Here is a 16773-nt window from a genome sequence, read left to right on the forward strand (position 1 = left end):
ACCATTCACTGGCAACTCTTAGATATACCTTTAGTAGGAGTTTCGTCAAGTCTAATTCGCAAATTTTGCCGCGATAACTTCGTCAACGCCAAGGGAATACGCCACTCAATTCGTTATTTAGTCCCGGAACCGGTTAGATCATATATTATTAACAACAATCTTTACTCCCACAAATCTGAATAAATTATGTGTTTTTTTATTGACTCAACACTTTATGGTTATAAGTACTTCCCCCCTTTGCGATATGATTGGGGTCAACGATATCAACATATAAGCATAAATACAGAGGGCAAGACACTGTGATTAGAGTTGCAATCAACGGTTTCGGGCGGATTGGACGTAACTTTGCGCGTTGCTGGGTGGGTAGAGAAAACAGTCAAATCGATCTTGTCGCTATTAATGACACTTCAGACCCTAGAACCAATGCTCACCTGCTGAAGTATGACTCAATGCTAGGGAAGATCAAGGATGCTGACATTAGTGCCGATGATAACTCCATCATCATTAATGGCAAGACCGTTAAATGCGTATCCGATCGCAACCCAGAAAAATTGCCCTGGAAAGATTGGGGAATTGACCTAATTATCGAAGCAACCGGGGTATTTACTAGCAAAGAAGGAGCGCTCAAGCATGTGAATGCTGGAGCCAAGAAAGTTCTGATTACCGCTCCTGGTAAAAACGAGGATGGTACTTTTGTGATTGGTGTGAATCATCACGACTATGACCACAACATACACCACATTATCAGCAACGCTAGCTGTACAACCAACTGCTTGGCACCGATCGCTAAGGTGTTGAACGATAAATTCGGCATCATCAAAGGTACGATGACCACCACCCATAGTTATACAGGCGATCAGCGCTTGCTAGACGCTTCTCACCGGGATTTGCGACGGGCGAGGGCAGCAGCAATCAATATTGTACCCACCTCCACCGGTGCGGCAAAGGCAGTGGCGCTGGTTATCCCAGAGCTTAAAGGCAAGCTAAATGGTGTTGCCTTACGCGTACCGACCCCGAACGTCTCAATGGTAGATTTCGTAGTTCAGGTTGAGAAGCGTACTATTACGGAAGAAGTTAACCAAGCTCTGAAAGATGCTGCTGAAGGTCCACTTAAGGGTATTTTGGCCTACAGCGAACTAGAATTGGTATCGTCTGATTATCAAGGTCATGATGCTTCTTCAATTGTTGATGCCAACTTGACTTTGGTCTTGGGCAATGATCTGGTAAAAGTTATGGCATGGTATGACAACGAGTGGGGTTACAGCCAACGAGTTTTGGATTTAGCAGAATTGGTAGCGGCGAAGTGGCAATAATTTGTCATTTGTCATTTGTCATTGGTCATTAGTCATTAGAAAAATGACAAAGGACAAAGGACTATTGACCAAAATGTTGAAATCCCTGGCGAAGACTCAGAACTTGGTCAGGGAATTTTTTTTGCTCGTCGTGCAATAGTATTGTTGATCCCGGTGTAATCCTGCCCACGATCGCAGCACCTCGATCAAGATGTTGCACCAACGCTGATGCTATTTCTTGTGGCAAACACAGCACTAATTCAAAGTCTTCGCCACCGTAGAGGGCATATTCTAGCGCTTGCTCTTGTGTCAGCCAATGATCAAAAGCCGCTGGTAAGGAAATTTGTCTGCGTTCTATGACAGCACCAACGCCACTGGCGCAGCAAATTTGAATAATGGCATCTGCCAAACCATCGCTGCTATCCATACCAGAAATGGGCATGGGGCATGGGGACGCTAAGATTTTCCAGAGGATTGGTAAAACATCTAATCGTGGCTGTGGGCGTTGGTGTGCGCGGATTAGAGCCGTGCGTTCTGCGTCGTTGAGGTTTTGTCCCAATTCGGGATGCAAGAGCAGTTCTAAGCCAGCGTGGGAAGCTCCATGCACACCTGTAACGACGATCGCATCCCCGACAACAGCAGCCGAACGGCGGATAATTTGAGTAGGATGAACTTGGCCAAAAGCGGTAATTGCCAGAGTCGTCACAGGCGATCGCACAATATCACCCCCGACAATTGAGGTATTGTATTTTTGCAGGCATTCTGTCATTCCCTGGTATAGTCGCTCAACCCAACTCACCCTAACTTCACCGGGGAGTCCCAACCCGACAGTGATTCCCAATGGCGAAGCACCCATTGCTGCTAAATCTGATAAATTGGCAGCAGCAGCTCGCCAACCAGCATCTTCTGGGGAAGTGGTGACATTGCTAAAATGTACGCCATCAACCAGCACATCTGTAGTCACTACCAAAGATAGCTCTGGTGCAGTCTCAAGTACTGCTGCATCATCGCCGATAATTTCTGGAGGACAGAAACGCTGTAATCTTTCCAAAAGACCTTGTTCACCAATGTCTTTTACTTGTAGAGCAGATAACTCACTGTTCATTGGGCATTGGGCATTGGGCATTGGGCATTGGGCATTGGGCATTGGGCATTGGGCAAAGACTTCTCCTCGGCTCCCCTGCTTGTGCATCACTTTACGATTTAAGATAAGGGTATCGTCTAGGAGTCAGTTGGGATGGTAACAACACCAGTAACCAGCATTACATTTGAAGAGTACTTAGTCTATGATGATGGGAGCGATTTCCATTATGAACTGGTGGATGGGAGGCTAGAGTTTATGAACCCACCTACTATTGAACATTTCCTGATTGCCAAATTTCTTGAGCAAGTGCTAGATGCAGAAATAAAACGTTGTAGTTCTCCTTGGCTCTGTTTTCGGGAAAGTGGTGTGAGAACGGGTAGAAATAAATCTCGGTTGACTGATTTGTGTGTAGTGACGCTGGAGCAAGCCAGAGAATTGTTGAATGCCTCAGCCGTATTTCAGTCACCGCCGTTATTAATTGTCGAGGTGGTGAGTCCAGAGTCGGTGAAACGGGATTATCGCCATAAGCGATCTGAATATGCGGCTTTAGAAGTTTCTGAATATTGGATTGTAGACCCGTTGAAAGCAAAAATTTCGGTGTTAATACTGGAAGATGGATTTTACGAAGAAACAGTTTTTACCGCAACTCAGAAAATTGTATCACGGATTTTTCCAGAGTTAGCGATACCTGCGGCACACTTCGTGAACGCTGTTGAGCAGGTGTTTACAGCCGGGAATCTTAGTCAGGGGAGTTAGGAGAGACGCGATGAATCGCGTCTGTACAAGAAGAATTATTTTCTCCCTTCCCCCTGCTCTCTTCTTATGCAGCTTGCGGCTCAACTAGATTTTCTATTCCTTGAACGACTTTTACTGATTCAATTTTGTCACCCGCCTTTAGTTTATCCAAAACTTCTTTGCCCTCGGTGAGATAGCCAAAAACGGCATAGCGACCATCCAATAGATTGCGTCCGGCAGGGGTGAGTTCCGAGTCAAACAGAAAAAAGAAAAATTGTGATGAACCACCATTCACTTCACTTTCGGGACGAGCCATTACTACTGCACCAAAGGCAGAGAAAGGCAGAACTGGCATATCAACGTAACGACCAGCTTCTTCGAGAGTTATGCCATAGGTAGGCGCTTTATCGCCCTGAACTAAGACTTCTAAGGGAATAGCGCGATATTTGCCCGTTGTTGGGTCAATAAAACCCACGTCTTTCCCGGCGGGATCTCCAGTTTGTAGAAAGTAAGATTCTTCAGAACGGGTAAATTCTAAGCCATTATAAAAACCCCTCTGTACCAAATCTACAAAATTACCAGCAGTGACGGGGGCGCTGTAACCGTCAACTACAAGGGTCAAATTGCCTTTGTTAGTTTTTAACTCTACAGTGGCACGACCTTTAAGTTGGGGTAAGTTACTGTACTGGGCAGGTACTTCAAAGGGGAATTGTTTCACCATTGACTCTTCTAGCTGAGTGACGAAATTCAGCAGTTTACCTCTCTCTTGCAGAATTTGTTCTTTATCTTTGCTGTTCGCTAATTCTTGCAGTTTACCCACGCCAGATTTTAACTCGGTAATCCAAGCTTCGGCTTGGGGTTGGCGTTCTTGGGGAACGCTTGTTAAGATTTGGGAAGGTTTATCAAGAATGCGGGATGCTTTGCTGATGTCTTTGGAAATAGCACCCCACCGCCGATTAGCTCTTAGTTGGGCAGAAATGTCTTCTAAACTGGCTTGTAGTTGCCGCACAGGTTTGTTATCTATCGGGAGTGCATACCGCAACAGTGCTCTGCCGTCAGTAATTGCATTGCCTGCTGGCAGGGCGGCGCTACTGAAGGGAGTCCACCCAGCTGTAGTTATGCCTAAAAATATTGTTACCAGCAGTATTGCCATTAGGCTGTTCTTCAGCCAGGATTTTAATAAGTTAAGCATGGGATAACTCAAATGCAGCATTAGATTGTTGACTGGACGTAACCCATCAATAATCTTCCCACAGCATGAGTGCTGAGTTTTGAGTGCTGAGTGAAAAGAAATGCAAGTGCAGGGAGTGGGGAGTGAGTGACAATACCCAATGCCCCATGCCCCATGCCCCATGCCCAATGACTAAATAGCTAATTACCCCGCTTGAAGGGTACAATAAATGCCGATTGTCTTTCAAAACTTGAAAGTTTCATGATCTCCAGTAACGATTTTCGACCCGGTGTTTCAATTGTATTAGATGGGTCTGTATGGCGAGTGCTCGAATTCCTGCACGTTAAGCCAGGTAAAGGTTCCGCTTTTGTCAGAACCAAACTGAGAAATGTCCAAAGTGGGAACGTGATGGAAAAAACGTTCCGAGCAGGGGAATCGCTGCCGCAAGCTACCCTAGAAAAAAGCACGATGCAGCATACCTATAAAGAGGGCGATGAGTTCGTCTTTATGGATATGGAAACTTACGAAGAAGGCAGATTGACCCGCGCACAAATTGGCGATCGCGTCAAATACCTCAAGGAAGGTATGGAAGCCGAAGTTATTCGTTGGGGCGAACAGGTGCTAGGAGTAGAATTGCCTAAGTCTGTGGTTCTGGAAATTGTCGAAACAGATCCAGGTTTAAAAGGTGACACTGCCACAGGTGGGTCAAAACCAGCAACTCTGGAAACTGGCGCAATTGTGATGGTTCCTTTGTTTATTTCCCAAGGTGAACGCATCCGTGTTGATACTCAGGAAGATAAATATATTAGCAGGGAATAACTTTCATCTCTACGGAGATGTTTGCTCCCAATTGAAATCCCTACATAGGGATTTAATCCCTGCCACATTTAAGATACTAATTTACGAATAGGTCGAGGTAATAAAAACTGTGCCATTGGACTTTAATGAAATCCGCCAACTACTGGCAACTATCGCCCAAACCGATATTGCAGAAGTTACCCTCAAAAGTGATGACTTTGAACTAACAGTCCGTAAGGCTGTGAGCATCAGCAATCAGGTGTTGTCAGTAGGTCAAGCAAGCTTAGGCAATGTGGTAGGTTCGGGCTTGACATCGGGTTCATCTCCGGGAAACCAAGTGGCCACAAGTCAGGTAACGGAGGTGTCTACAACTCGCGTGTTTGAGAATACTGGAACTGGGACGCAATTACAGCTATCAGTAAATCCTCCCTCAACCATTGACCAGAGATTAGTAGAAGTGCCTTCCCCAATGGTGGGAACGTTTTATCGCGCTCCTGCACCAGGGGAAGCGACTTTTGTGGAAGTGGGCGATCGCGTCCGCAAGGGTCAAACAGTCTGTATCATTGAGGCAATGAAGCTGATGAATGAAATCGAAGCCGAAGTCTCTGGACAGGTGATGGAAATTCTCCTCGAAAATGGTGATGCCGTAGAATATGGTCAACCTTTAATGCGAATTAACCCTGATTAAGTATTAATGTATATATCAAGTGAGTCATCGTTAAAGAAGAATGCAGAATTCAGAATCCAGAATTCAGAATTTAGAATAAGAAGCTAGGGGATTTAGACCCGCCACTCGGACTCTAATTTATACTGAATTCTGAGGACTGACTCCTGAATTCTTTCCTGTCAAAACTTTCAGTCCTTGCGGGTTAATCCTGATGAAACAAGCGTTGGCTTTACCACCAGAAGTGGTGCAACAAGTAGCTGAATACTTCAGCCTGTTAAGTGAGCCGATGCGTCTGCGGCTGCTACATTTACTACGGGATGAAGAAAAATGTGTTCAAGAGTTGGTAGAGGCAACACAGACTTCTCAGGCAAATGTGTCAAAACACCTGAAGGTAATGTGGCAAGCAGGTATCCTTGCCCGCCGCAGTGAAGGAACTTGCGCCTATTATCGGGTGGAAGATCAAATGATTTTTGAGTTGTGTAACCGGGTTTGCGATCGCCTCGCCACAAGGTTAGAATAGCAAGCCCATAATTTTCGGGTGTTAAATAGCAATCGTTAGGTCAGTTGTCATTCGTCCTTTGTCCTTTGTCATTTGTCCAAAACTAATGACCAATGACTAATGACGAATGACCGATGACCAATGACCAATAACCAATAACCAATGACCAATGACTAAAGGGGATAATTTTTCTGAAAGCTTTCACGAGTTAGCGGTTGTTGTAACTCTACACCCTCACCGCCTAAAACATCCAACGGTTTGCCGTTCACGTCAATGTACACCTTGGCTTTGGGATTTAAAGTTGTCGCAGTGTAAACAACTTGTCCCACGCGACCCATCATTGAAGTGCTACCACCACCGCTGGTAAAATCTTCAGATAAATTAACGTGAACCTGATCATTTTCCGCCTTCAGCCCCAACAGCTTGGTTCCTTTGGGGATAGTTGTCGAATCTGTCCCTTCTGTCGGCCCTGCTAACAAAGTTTGGAAAGCTGCTTCTAAAGGCTGGTTGGGTAGTACAGAGGCTATTTTAACAGGCTGGGGAACTAAAGCAACATTTTTGTCATTTTCCTTTGATCTTAGCCAATAAACGTTAGCGGTTTGCTCATTACCTGGCTGCCTAGTTGATGGCTGTGCTGGCTGGTCGATGCGCCCAGAGGGGTTTGATGGTGTAGGATAATTGCTGGACTGCGAGGTAATCCAAGCTACACTTCCACCCACCGCTACAACCGCTACGGAGACGGCTGCAATTACGCCTGAAGAAATACGATTAGATCCTTGCTGGTCTTTCATGTTCAAAACCTTTCTGACTGAGGGCTGAGATGGTCGTTATGTGAGGAGCAGCCTAGTTAAGGACGATACTTGTAATTGAAGAGTTTCCCCCAACCGGGAGGAGACTTTATGCCTCAAAATGCGATTATTTTTAATAATGCAAGTCCCTAATTCGATTTTAGAATTTTTATTTCTAATCCGTCACCTGCCAAATTATGTAAATCTTATTCTTTTTGGAGATGATTAAATTTACAACGCAAAGGAACGCTGTAGACGCTTTTGCGGCTTGCCGCAGGCTGGAAAACGCAGAGGAACGCAAAGTAAAGTATTTATTCCTCTACGTAAATCTTGATGTTTAATTTTTTACCTGAATTGCGGCGGTAATCCATTGTTGGAGTATAGCTGTAACTTCATCAATGACAATTTCTTGAGATTTACGGGTGGCTCTTTCTACAACTTCGACTTTGCCATTAGCGATCGCCCGTCCGGTTACAATTCTATAAGGTATACCAATCAAGTCAGCGTCTTTAAATTTTACTCCCGCCCTTTCATCGCGGTCATCGAGTAGGGTTTCAATTCCGGCTTGATTGAGTTCTGTGTAAAGTTTTTGGGCGATTTCGACTTGTTGAGCATCTTTAATGTTAGGAATTGTGACGATCGCGTGATAAGGTGCGATCGCAACTGGCCAAATAATCCCATCTTTATCATAAGATTGCTCTACGGCGGCTTGTGCTAATCGTGATACGCCTACGCCAAAACAACCCATAAATAGCGGCTTTTCTTCACCCTGTTCATTGGTATAAGTTGCTCCCATCGCTTGGGAGTATTTAGTACCTAATTGGAAAATATGACCGGCTTCAATTCCACGGGCGCTTGCCAGAGTTTGTTCTGGGTTGTGAATGGCGCGATCGCCTGGTCTTGACTTACGGATATCTACTACTCTTTCTGGTAGTTTAAATTGCTCACCCCAATTAGCACCAACTACGTGATAACCAGCTTCATTTGCACCTGTAACAAAGTTTTTTAAATCAACAGCAGTTTGATCCACTAAGCGCAAAAACTTGGGATGGATTTGTTTTTTGGCGGCAATATACTCATCTGCGATATCTGGCGCAATGTAGCCTAAAGGTAGAGATTTCGCTGTCCATGCTTGTTGAGCTTCTACATTTGGTACATTCAAGCTAATAATAGTTTTAGCGCCATATTCAGGAGCTAATTTAGTCAATTCATTTTGCAATTTGACTTCATTAACTTCCTGATCGCCTCGAATGTTCACTAGAACCAACACCGTTATTGCATTATCATAAACTATCTGATAAAGGACATTTTTCACTAATTGAGTCGGAGAACAGTTGAGGAGTTGACAGACCTTTTCAATAGTTTCTGTTCCAGGTGTATCGCGTTTCTCGTAGGTTGTAAACCGTGAGGTTTCGGCGTCAATTGGTAAAGAAACAGCCTTTTCTACGTTGGCGGCGTATTTGCCATCCTCAGTGTAGAGAACTTCATCTTCGCCAGCTTCCGCCAAAATCATAAATTCTGTGGAACCAGAACCACCAATTGCACCAGAATCAGCTTCCACTGCCCGAAAAGCTAAACCAGAACGCCGCAGGATATTGCTGTAGGCGTTATACATATCCTGGTAAGTTTCTTTGAGGCTGGCTTCATCGGCATGGAACGAGTAGCCGTCCTTCATGATAAACTCTCGTCCGCGCATTAAACCAAAGCGGGGACGAATTTCATCGCGGAATTTGGTTTGAATTTGGTAGAGATGTAGTGGTAGTTGGCGATAAGAGCGAATCATATCACGAGCGATCGCTGTGATGACTTCCTCATGAGTTGGGCCTAATCCTAATTGTTGCTCACGGCGGTCAATTAGAGAAAACATAATCCCCTCAGCTTTCGTGTAAGTGTCCCAGCGTCCCGATTCCTTCCATAAATCAGCCGGTTGTAATTGTGGCAAAAGACATTCTTGTGCGCCTGTAGCATTCATTTCTTCCCGCACAATCTGGGAAACTTTTTGCAATACCCGCCACATTAAAGGCAGATAAGCATAAATACCGCTACCGATGCGACGAATGTAGCCTGCACGGAGTAATAATTTATGGCTAGGAATCTCAGCATCAGCTGGATCATCCCGGAGTGTAACGAATAACATTTGTGAAAGTCGCATCGTTTATTTCCTTTCCAGAATCTCTAATTTGTTTATAAACGTATATTATTTCAATAAATCCTGATTCATTCGCAGCTATCGCTACGGATGCTCTCATCAGGCATTCTGGTGTAACGAAAGGTAGCGCCACTCAAATCAGCGCCACTCAAATCAGCGCGACTCAAATTAGCTCTTCGGAATCCACAATCTCCCAAATCAGCCTCACTCAAGTTAGCTCCAGCAAGATTTACCTCGTTGAAACCGGCTTGATAAATAATGGCTTTACTCAAGTCAGCGCCACTCAAATTAGCTCCGTCAGCAAAGAATTGGTTCATACTGGCTCTACTCAGGTTAATGTTACTCAGATTAGCCCCACTAACATCCACATCATCCAATCCAACGCCAACGAAATCTCTTTCCCCAGCAGCATATCGCTGCAACAACTCTTCAGCATCCATAATCAACAATATCTCCGGTGACACCAATATAAATGAAGATGCAGTTGCCAACTTTAATGCGATCGCAGGCAGTGACTACACAATATCCAATGCTACACTCACCTTTGCGCCAGGGGAAACCAGCAAAACTATCTTTATATCTGTGATTGGCAATTCTTCGTCCCGTTGCTGATAATAGTTTTAGAGCTAATTATTTAAGAGGTTGATTGTGGTCTTTGCTCAAAGCAGTCCCCCAGATGTAATCACAACTCGCCTCACGTTAGACGAGTATCGGGCTATGGAAGAAAGTAACCCAGAACGCCATGAATACCGCAACGGAGAGATTATTACTATGTCGGGAGGAACAGAAGCCCACAGTGCGATCGCCAGCAACTTATTAATTTACTTGGGGTTTTTGCTGAGAGACACCGATTTTCGTTTGTATAACAGCGACTTGCGAGTTTGGATTCCTGAATATCAGTGTGGTACTTATACCGATTTGATGGTTGTTAATGGCAAACCAGAGTTTAATGGCAATCGCAATGATGAAATTCTCAATCCTTTACTCATTGTCGAAGTTCTATCACCCTCTACGGAAGCTTACGATCGAGGCGAAAAGTTCAGAAAATATCGCTCTCTTAGCAGCTTTTGCGAATATCTGCTTGTGAGCCAAACTGAACCCTACATTGAGCAATATCACAACAAAGATCGTAACAGTAATGATCGCTGGCTATGGCAAGTTCACTCTAACCTTGAGCGGGCGATCATTCTCCACAGTTTAAACGTAGAACTTCCCCTGACTGAAATCTATCGTCGCATTAATTTTTAAGGATGGCAGTTTTGCCCATCACAAACTTAGCGCTTCAAATCAACAGAATTGGTTAGAAAAACCTGCGGAGGAGGTTTTTTTGTGTAGCTGCGACTTCAGTTGTCAGGGCATTTTACAGCCGTTAAGATATCTTAAAAGAAATAACACCGGGCGATGAGAAATCGCGGCAACTTTAGGAGAAACTACCTTGGCAGATGTAATTTATCAAGCACAGGCACCCTTAGAATTTATTCCTCCGGCATTTAACCCGTTATTTCTACGAGTTGTCCATCTGTTGCTACCAACTTATATTAATTGGCAAACAGCTATTACCCAAATTGAAGCAGACAACGTAGAAGATTTAGTGGATCTCTATCGACAGTTTCAGGAGGGTAAGATCCGTTTTATGCTGGCATTTCGCCATCCGAAAACAGACGATCCATTTTGTTTGAGTTACTTGTTTTCTCAACTAGTGCCAAAGGTAGCGCGATCGCAAGGTACAATGCTACAACTTCCGATTCACGCTCATTTTATCTACGATCGCGGCATTCCTCTCTGGGCAGGTTCTTATGTAGGTTGGATTGCTTCTCGTTTAGGTGGTACTCCGATTCAGCGCGGTAAAGCTGACTGGACGGGGTTACGTTCGGCGCGTGACTTGTTTGCCAATGGGAAATTCCCGATGGCGGCTGCGCCAGAAGGTGCTACCAATGGTTTATCAGAGAATATTAGCCCATTGGAACCTGGTATTGCCCAATTAGGCTTTTGGTGTGCTGAAGATTTGCAAAAAGCTGGACGCGATCAACAGGTTCTAATTGTACCAGTTGGGATTAAATATAGTTACGTTGATGCTCCTTGGGATGCGATCGCCAATCTTTTAAGTGAATTGGAAACGGCTAGTGGTTTACCTGTGAATCCACCAGAACTTGCTTCGATGGAGTCGCTTTATCCCCGGTTATTAACTTTGGCAGAACATTTACTTTCGCTGATGGAAGAATTTTACACGCGGTTCTATCATCAAAAGCTGGCAGATGTCAAAACAGTAGAGATCGAAGATAGAAATGAAGCGTTATCAGTTCGTTTACAAGCTTTGTTAAATGCAGCGCTGTTAATATCAGAACAGTATTTTAATTTGCAGTCAAAAGGTAGTTTGAGGGATCGATGTCAGCGAGTAGAACAAGCCGGTTGGAATTATATATTTAGAGAAGAATTTAAGGATGTAAAAGGAGTCTCTGCTGTCGAAAGAGCTTTAGGCGATCGCGTTGCTGAAGAAGCAAATGCGCGGATGTGGCATATGCGTTTAGTAGAGAGTTTTGTGGCTGTTTCTGGTAATTACATTCGTGAAAATCCAACACCAGAAAGGTTTGCTGAGACAACTTTAATTTTATGGAAAATGATCGCTAAAATCAAAGGCGATAGAGGTGTACATCGTCCACAATTGGGTAAGCAAAAGGTAAAAATAACTGTGGGTGAACCCATATCTATTTCTGAGCGTTACCCGGCGTATCAAGAGAATCGTTTGGCTGCTAGACAAGCTGTTGCTGATGTGACAAATGATTTGCAACACGCATTGGAAAGTTTAATTTGACTTTTGATAGAATCTTGATTCCTCAAGCGATGGTAGAGAAAATACCAATTATTAGTGCAGATACAGCATTTGATGCTTATTCAATTACGCGACTTTGGTAATAATTTTATGAATTGATTATGAACAATATTACTATATCTAATCTTGATGATGACATCAAATCTCGTTTAAAAAAACGAGCCGAAAAACATGGTCGCTCCCTAGAAGAAGAAGCCAGAGAAATTCTTCGTATGGCTCTAACAGAAAATCACGAATATGCTTTAAACTTAGCTACTATACTTGAGGAACGTTTTGCCAATTTAGGAGACTTTGAATTACCAGAAATTCCTAGAGAACCTATTCGCAGCGTATCAACATTTGAAGAATGATTATTCTTGATACAAACGTTTTATCAGAATTAATGAAGCCTAAAAAGTCTGAAATAGTTCGTAGTTGGGCTGCTCAAGAATCCTTAATGACTCTGTTTACCACAACAATCACTCAAGCATAAATTCTCTATGGTATTGCCTTACTCCCTGCGGGAAAACGGCGAGGTGAACTTAGTCAAGCAGCACAACTTATGTTCTCAGAAGATTTCGCTGGGCGTGTTCTTCCTTTTGATCAAGCTGCTGCTGTAGCTTTTGCTAATATTGCATCTCAAAGAAGACACAATGGTACTCCTATTTCCCAAGATGATGCTCAAATTGCAGCTATTTGTTACATCCATGCAGCAACTATAGCAAGACGCAATTTCTCCGACTTTGAAGGGTGTGGTATTTCTATTATTAATCCTTGGGAACTCCCCAGAAAATAGAAGCTATACACTATCATCTGGGTCGAGCGTAGACAACGCTGCTCCTTACATTCTAACCTGGAAATATCTTGGATAAATTCACAAATAAATCAGGGAAACATGGCAGATTAACTGATTCGTTTGGCAGATAAATCAACTTGCGACGATAACCAAATTTACCTTGCAAAGCTTGATAAGGTTCACTATAGCACTCTAGATAATTATCTACTAAATTAAATATCCAATAATCAGAAATACCTGCTTCGGCATAAATAGGTAGCTTTTCCTCTTGGTCATATTTTAAGGATGAATCGGCAATCTCAATTAAGAGTAAAATATCAGATGGGCTGGGATGATTGGCTAGATAGTCATCATCTCTATTTTTTGCAATTACTCTATCTGGTTCAGGCTCACTGTAGTTAGACAAAGTAATTGGTTGTTGTCCTCGCAGGGTTGCGCGCTCGCCTACTAACTTATATGATTCTCTCGCTAGGCGTGTTTGACAAACAGAGTGCGGTGTACCTTTTGCTGCCATCTGGACTATTTCACCCTTAATTAGCTCTACTCGCTTATTCTCCTCAAAGAAGCCGAGTTCAGCTAGACGGTGATATTCAGCTATAGTAAAGCGTTTAGCAGTGGTAAAGCTCATAACAATTACGAGAACGCAGAGTTACTTTTATCTTAATATAGCTGTAACTGATTAAACTGCACCGATAGAAGTTGATAAGATATCTAGCTCTTCTTCTTGATCAGCTTCTGTAGTTGTTTCTATACTTACACCCTTCCAAGGAAAGTCAAAATATTGTTCTTGAACCGTTTTTAATTCCTTTATTGACTCTTGGAAAAATAATTTAATAGCAGATACGTGGTCTTTTTCAGATAAAAACTCTTGTAGGCTTTTTTGATAAAAAATAGCTGACCATGCTGGCAAAATTGTTAAATTAGCAGGAATCCATATATTGGGTTTATCGTTAATTACTTTCTGCATGGACTTAATAATTTTTGGACGTTCTCCAAAATTCGGAGAAACCTGCAAAAATATACCTAGATATGGATAATCAGTTAAATTACTTGGATTTAAATTGAAGTATCCAAGACCGCACCATAAATCCCATTTTCTGCTAGATAAACTAGTGCCAATTATATATCTATTTTTAGATTTCCACTGGTAAAAGCTATCCACTTCAGATTTATTGACACCTTCAAAAGCTTGCTTGAATTCTTTTTTAACTTCATCATTGAGAGTTAATTCCATGAGATTGAGAGTTTTGTTAAAATTTACCATTGTCAATAAGTCAACTGATGAAAATTGATTATTCTGAGACATTCTATTATTCCTCATGAAAACTAATATTTCTTGGGCTAAGATATCAAATGCACGTTCTTTTAAAAAGCTATAAAACTGATACCACCTCAGTTGGACAAAACTTACCTTGGGTGATAAATCAAGGCAATATTTTTTGATTTCTTCTTTTGGGTCATAATCACGGGTAATGTAAATTAGAGTTTGATGTCTAACATTTGATAAATTGCTCAAAATATCAGCATATTTTCTTAAAGCATTATTTCCATCCTTAGAGCCAATTTTTGATTCAATAAATATTACATCTGTATTTAAACCAGTTGAGAGTTCAACCACAATATCAAGTCTACTATCCTCACTATGGATCGCCAGTGCTTGATGTTCTTGTTGAGTTGAAATCTTGATGCTGGAATAATTATCATCACTGATGATTGAGTGATGTTTTAGCCAACTAAGTAAAATATCATTATTCAGCGACAAAAAATAAACAACAATCTCAGTAAAAAAATCTTCACGCGGTTTACTTCCCGAATGCAGATTGAGTAAATTGGTAAACAAAGACATTTATTTTTAAGTATTTATGGTAATTCCAAAAAAGTTATACACAATAACTAAGCTTGTAGTCCTGCTTGAGCAAGACTACAGAAAATTCTTATAAGTTCTGCTTGTATTCGTTATTACTAGCGTTGCAGCAGTTATAACTTAGCCGATCGCACTTTGACAAGGTATATTTACAACAAATAAGGGTAAAAATTTTACCCCTACAAAGTTGTGTATTATTTTAAGAATAGCTAGAGAAGGTTATTACTCTGTTAAGTGACTTTCTAGCAAAGATGCGATCGCATTAGTAGAAATATTCTTGTATTTCTTGTTACCAATTTCTAAAACCCAGTTGGGGGCGCTACTACAGCATTTTTGGCAGCTAGTATATTCAATGGTAACTTTGTCTAACAAATTGCGATCGCCCAAAGTTTTTTCTAATTCTGATAATAACTCTTTACCACCACGTTTGAGGCAACCAGACTTTTGACATACCATAATCCTCGCTTTGGGTTGAGGTGGTAAATCTTGATTTGGATAACCATCAATTGGTATGACTCGATAGGCTTTGATTTTAATTTTACTTGTGTGCGAGTCTAATTTACTATGACCATAAACGCGAATTTGCTGACCAGGAACTAAGGATAAACTTAGAGAACGGCGCAACTCTTTAGACAGTTTAATTTCCACATTTCCAGTTGGAACAGCCAATTGTAAGTATTTATATTTTCCTGGTTCACCACCAACAAAACCTAGTAACTGTCCCTCAAGATTCAATTCTGATAACGTAAAGTACTTGTCACCCATGATTGATAAAAAGTTAGTAATTAGTCATTCGTCATTCGTCATTCGTCATAAGTTAAGAGTTAGAAGTTAAAATTCATAACTCCTAACTCATCCCTCCTAACTGTTTTTATGCGAGGCGTTTAGCTTCTACAGTTTTGGGTAAATTGGCTGCATCTGGCAATTCACTAAATTCCAATTCCCAACCATTTGCTAGGGTGAGAATCTTGCCATCATTTCCATCGGTTTGTTTGACGACTTCTTCTTCAAGGTCTTTTTTAGCAACGTAAACTACTAAAGTGCCGGCGTCATTCATGCGTAGCATTACTTTCATGAGATTCCTCAACAGATTCTAGTTCTTTTTTCATACAGCCGACGACGAACCCTGTTTCTAAGAAATGCACAGCATAGATATAGGAACTCTGCAAATATGTGCCTATACTTGCTATGTAGCCGATATCTCCCTTGTTTACTAAAACTTGGCCGACTTCCTTACCAGGAAAAGTACCATCGTTTTTGAGCAGTTTACGAACTCTTACTTTTTCACCAATTTCAAAAGCAGGTGGTAAGTTTAGTTCTAATTCATCACGTTGCATGAGAGTACCTCTGTTCTCTGACCAAATTCAATAGTTCTTCTGTCGTCAAACTGCGTTTTTTCTGTACCGATTGATGGCGCACTGCATCTAAAACAGACTGGGTTTCTTGGGAGTTCAAGAAAATTCCATGCTGTTCTAGCAAGTTTGAAACCAAATGCCGTCCAGAATGTTTACCTAATACTAAACGCCGTTCCCAACCCACCTCTTCGGGAGCAAATGGTTCGTAGGTGATGGGATTTTGCAATACCCCGTGAGCATGGATGCCAGATTCGTGAGCAAAAGTATTTTCGCCAACGATCGCTTTCCAGGGTGGTACATCTGCTCCTGATGCAGCTGCTACTAGTTGAGAAAGTTCCAGCAAACTGGGTGTGTCAATGCCCAAATCAACGCCGTAAATGCGTTTGATCGCCATGACTACTTCTTCTAATGCTGCATTTCCTGCCCGTTCACCCAATCCGTTGACTGTGGTATTCACTGATGAGGCTCCGGCTTTGATACCCGCAAGGGCGTTGGCAGTTGCCAGACCAAAATCATTATGCGTGTGGATTTCTAGGGGAATCGTCAACGCGGAAACCAGCCTTTGGACTTTGGTGTAGGTGGTGAAGGGGTCGAGAACTCCTACAGTGTCACAGAAACGGAAGCGGGATGCACCCCATTCTTGGGCATAAAGTGCTACATCTAAGAGGAAGTTTTCATCAGCCCTGGAAGAATCTTCTCCGCCGACTGCTACCCAAAGACCTTGATCGAGGGCGAAGTTGATTGAGTCTTTGAGTTTTTGCAAACT

At 42.4% G+C, this 16773-nt stretch carries 19 protein-coding genes and 2 pseudogenes; 10 read left to right on the forward strand and 11 right to left on the reverse strand.

Features of this window, described 5'->3' with window-relative positions:
* A pseudogene (locus ACEW80_RS28860) lies at positions 1-183 on the forward strand (hypothetical protein); the annotation flags it as partial.
* Positions 184-299: 116 nt separating this feature from the next.
* A complete protein-coding gene (locus ACEW80_RS28865; protein ID WP_373529897.1) occupies positions 300-1313 on the forward strand; it encodes a type I glyceraldehyde-3-phosphate dehydrogenase in 1014 nt (337 codons plus the stop codon).
* A 61-nt stretch (positions 1314-1374) separates the two neighbouring features.
* On the opposite strand, the gene thiL is transcribed toward ACEW80_RS28865, so the two are convergent.
* Positions 1375-2397, reverse strand: coding sequence for a thiamine-phosphate kinase (gene thiL, locus ACEW80_RS28870; RefSeq protein WP_373529913.1), 1023 nt, complete (start codon positions 2395-2397; stop codon positions 1375-1377).
* A 132-nt stretch (positions 2398-2529) separates the two neighbouring features.
* Between thiL and ACEW80_RS28875 the strand changes: the two genes are divergently transcribed.
* Positions 2530-3132, forward strand: a complete 603-nt coding sequence (locus tag ACEW80_RS28875) for a Uma2 family endonuclease (RefSeq protein WP_373529898.1) — start codon at positions 2530-2532, stop codon at positions 3130-3132.
* Between the two features lie 64 nt (positions 3133-3196).
* On the opposite strand, the gene ACEW80_RS28880 is transcribed toward ACEW80_RS28875, so the two are convergent.
* The gene (locus ACEW80_RS28880) at positions 3197-4303 is read right to left on the reverse strand and encodes a peptidylprolyl isomerase (RefSeq protein ID WP_373529899.1); all 1107 of its coding nucleotides are present in this window, start codon (positions 4301-4303) and stop codon (positions 3197-3199) included.
* Between the two features lie 240 nt (positions 4304-4543).
* Between ACEW80_RS28880 and efp the strand changes: the two genes are divergently transcribed.
* From efp to ACEW80_RS28895, 3 genes are all read left to right on the forward strand, one after another.
* Positions 4544-5101: an elongation factor P gene (gene efp / locus ACEW80_RS28885; RefSeq protein WP_373529900.1), complete on the forward strand. Its 558-nt coding sequence runs from the start codon at positions 4544-4546 to the stop codon at positions 5099-5101.
* Between the two features lie 109 nt (positions 5102-5210).
* Positions 5211-5768, forward strand: a complete 558-nt coding sequence (gene accB, locus ACEW80_RS28890; protein WP_373529901.1) for an acetyl-CoA carboxylase biotin carboxyl carrier protein — start codon at positions 5211-5213, stop codon at positions 5766-5768.
* 190 nt (positions 5769-5958) lie between these two features.
* Positions 5959-6267, forward strand: a complete 309-nt coding sequence (locus ACEW80_RS28895) for an ArsR/SmtB family transcription factor (protein ID WP_373529902.1) — start codon at positions 5959-5961, stop codon at positions 6265-6267.
* Between the two features lie 152 nt (positions 6268-6419).
* Here ACEW80_RS28895 and ACEW80_RS28900 read toward each other — a convergent pair whose 3' ends face one another.
* From ACEW80_RS28900 to ACEW80_RS28910, 3 genes are all read right to left on the reverse strand, one after another.
* Positions 6420-7037 carry a GerMN domain-containing protein gene (locus tag ACEW80_RS28900; protein WP_373529903.1) on the reverse strand — a complete coding sequence of 206 codons (618 nt, stop codon included), beginning with the start codon at positions 7035-7037 and terminating at the stop codon, positions 6420-6422.
* A gap of 334 nt (positions 7038-7371) precedes the next feature.
* Positions 7372-9186 carry a proline--tRNA ligase gene (locus ACEW80_RS28905; protein ID WP_373529904.1) on the reverse strand — a complete coding sequence of 605 codons (1815 nt, stop codon included), beginning with the start codon at positions 9184-9186 and terminating at the stop codon, positions 7372-7374.
* Positions 9187-9251: 65 nt separating this feature from the next.
* Entirely contained in the window at positions 9252-9623 is a 372-nt protein-coding gene (locus ACEW80_RS28910) for a pentapeptide repeat-containing protein (protein ID WP_373529905.1), read from the reverse strand.
* 208 nt (positions 9624-9831) lie between these two features.
* On the opposite strand from ACEW80_RS28910, the gene ACEW80_RS28915 reads away from it, so the two are divergent.
* The 4 genes and pseudogenes from ACEW80_RS28915 (at position 9832) to ACEW80_RS28930 (ending at position 12788) form a co-directional block, all read left to right on the forward strand.
* Positions 9832-10431 (forward strand): Uma2 family endonuclease, encoded by a 600-nt coding sequence (locus ACEW80_RS28915; RefSeq protein ID WP_373529906.1) that lies wholly within the window; start codon positions 9832-9834, stop codon positions 10429-10431.
* Positions 10432-10618: 187 nt separating this feature from the next.
* Positions 10619-11995: a 1-acyl-sn-glycerol-3-phosphate acyltransferase gene (locus ACEW80_RS28920; protein WP_373529907.1), complete on the forward strand. Its 1377-nt coding sequence runs from the start codon at positions 10619-10621 to the stop codon at positions 11993-11995.
* A gap of 119 nt (positions 11996-12114) precedes the next feature.
* Positions 12115-12363, forward strand: coding sequence for a plasmid stability protein (locus ACEW80_RS28925; RefSeq protein ID WP_373529908.1), 249 nt, complete (start codon positions 12115-12117; stop codon positions 12361-12363).
* A pseudogene (locus ACEW80_RS28930) lies at positions 12360-12788 on the forward strand (type II toxin-antitoxin system VapC family toxin). Before ACEW80_RS28925 ends, ACEW80_RS28930 begins: the two are co-directional and overlap by 4 nt.
* Before the next feature lie 52 nt (positions 12789-12840).
* Here the strand turns inward: ACEW80_RS28930 and ACEW80_RS28935 are convergent.
* From ACEW80_RS28935 to aksA, 6 genes are all read right to left on the reverse strand, one after another.
* A complete protein-coding gene (locus ACEW80_RS28935) occupies positions 12841-13416 on the reverse strand; it encodes a Uma2 family endonuclease (RefSeq protein WP_373529909.1) in 576 nt (191 codons plus the stop codon).
* A gap of 51 nt (positions 13417-13467) precedes the next feature.
* Positions 13468-14634, reverse strand: a complete 1167-nt coding sequence (locus tag ACEW80_RS28940) for a PD-(D/E)XK nuclease family protein (protein WP_373529910.1) — start codon at positions 14632-14634, stop codon at positions 13468-13470.
* Positions 14635-14874: 240 nt separating this feature from the next.
* A complete protein-coding gene (locus tag ACEW80_RS28945; protein WP_373529911.1) occupies positions 14875-15417 on the reverse strand; it encodes a (2Fe-2S) ferredoxin domain-containing protein in 543 nt (180 codons plus the stop codon).
* 106 nt (positions 15418-15523) lie between these two features.
* Positions 15524-15727, reverse strand: coding sequence for a putative nitrogen fixation protein NifT (nifT, locus tag ACEW80_RS28950; protein WP_196516559.1), 204 nt, complete (start codon positions 15725-15727; stop codon positions 15524-15526).
* Complete coding sequence (locus ACEW80_RS28955; protein WP_334811376.1) at positions 15702-15989, reverse strand: nitrogen fixation protein NifZ; 288 nt, start codon at positions 15987-15989, stop codon at positions 15702-15704. The genes nifT and ACEW80_RS28955 overlap by 26 nt, the downstream gene beginning before the upstream one ends.
* On the reverse strand, positions 15979-16773 hold a 795-nt coding region (gene aksA, locus ACEW80_RS28960; protein WP_373529912.1), incomplete at its 5' end, for a homoaconitate hydratase. The genes aksA and ACEW80_RS28955, both read right to left, overlap by 11 nt.

Source organism: Nostoc sp., assembly GCF_041747015.1.
Lineage (GTDB): Bacteria > Cyanobacteriota > Cyanobacteriia > Cyanobacteriales > Nostocaceae > Nostoc.

What these genes read in the sequence shown, in the direction of transcription:
- ACEW80_RS28910 (WP_373529905.1), bottom strand. Translation starts at nt 9,623, where the DNA reads ATGGATGCTGAAGAGTTGTTGCAGCGATATGCTGCTGGGGAAAGAGAT.
- ACEW80_RS28955 (WP_334811376.1), bottom strand. Translation starts at nt 15,989, where the DNA reads ATGCAACGTGATGAATTAGAACTAAACTTACCACCTGCTTTTGAAATT.
- ACEW80_RS28900 (WP_373529903.1), bottom strand. Translation starts at nt 7,037, where the DNA reads ATGAAAGACCAGCAAGGATCTAATCGTATTTCTTCAGGCGTAATTGCA.
- ACEW80_RS28875 (WP_373529898.1), top strand. Translation starts at nt 2,530, where the DNA reads ATGGTAACAACACCAGTAACCAGCATTACATTTGAAGAGTACTTAGTC.
- nifT (WP_196516559.1), bottom strand. Translation starts at nt 15,727, where the DNA reads ATGAAAGTAATGCTACGCATGAATGACGCCGGCACTTTAGTAGTTTAC.
- efp (WP_373529900.1), top strand. Translation starts at nt 4,544, where the DNA reads ATGATCTCCAGTAACGATTTTCGACCCGGTGTTTCAATTGTATTAGAT.
- ACEW80_RS28945 (WP_373529911.1), bottom strand. Translation starts at nt 15,417, where the DNA reads ATGGGTGACAAGTACTTTACGTTATCAGAATTGAATCTTGAGGGACAG.
- ACEW80_RS28905 (WP_373529904.1), bottom strand. Translation starts at nt 9,186, where the DNA reads ATGCGACTTTCACAAATGTTATTCGTTACACTCCGGGATGATCCAGCT.
- ACEW80_RS28925 (WP_373529908.1), top strand. Translation starts at nt 12,115, where the DNA reads ATGAACAATATTACTATATCTAATCTTGATGATGACATCAAATCTCGT.
- ACEW80_RS28940 (WP_373529910.1), bottom strand. Translation starts at nt 14,634, where the DNA reads ATGTCTTTGTTTACCAATTTACTCAATCTGCATTCGGGAAGTAAACCG.
- ACEW80_RS28935 (WP_373529909.1), bottom strand. Translation starts at nt 13,416, where the DNA reads ATGAGCTTTACCACTGCTAAACGCTTTACTATAGCTGAATATCACCGT.
- thiL (WP_373529913.1), bottom strand. Translation starts at nt 2,397, where the DNA reads ATGAACAGTGAGTTATCTGCTCTACAAGTAAAAGACATTGGTGAACAA.
- ACEW80_RS28880 (WP_373529899.1), bottom strand. Translation starts at nt 4,303, where the DNA reads ATGCTTAACTTATTAAAATCCTGGCTGAAGAACAGCCTAATGGCAATA.
- ACEW80_RS28895 (WP_373529902.1), top strand. Translation starts at nt 5,959, where the DNA reads ATGAAACAAGCGTTGGCTTTACCACCAGAAGTGGTGCAACAAGTAGCT.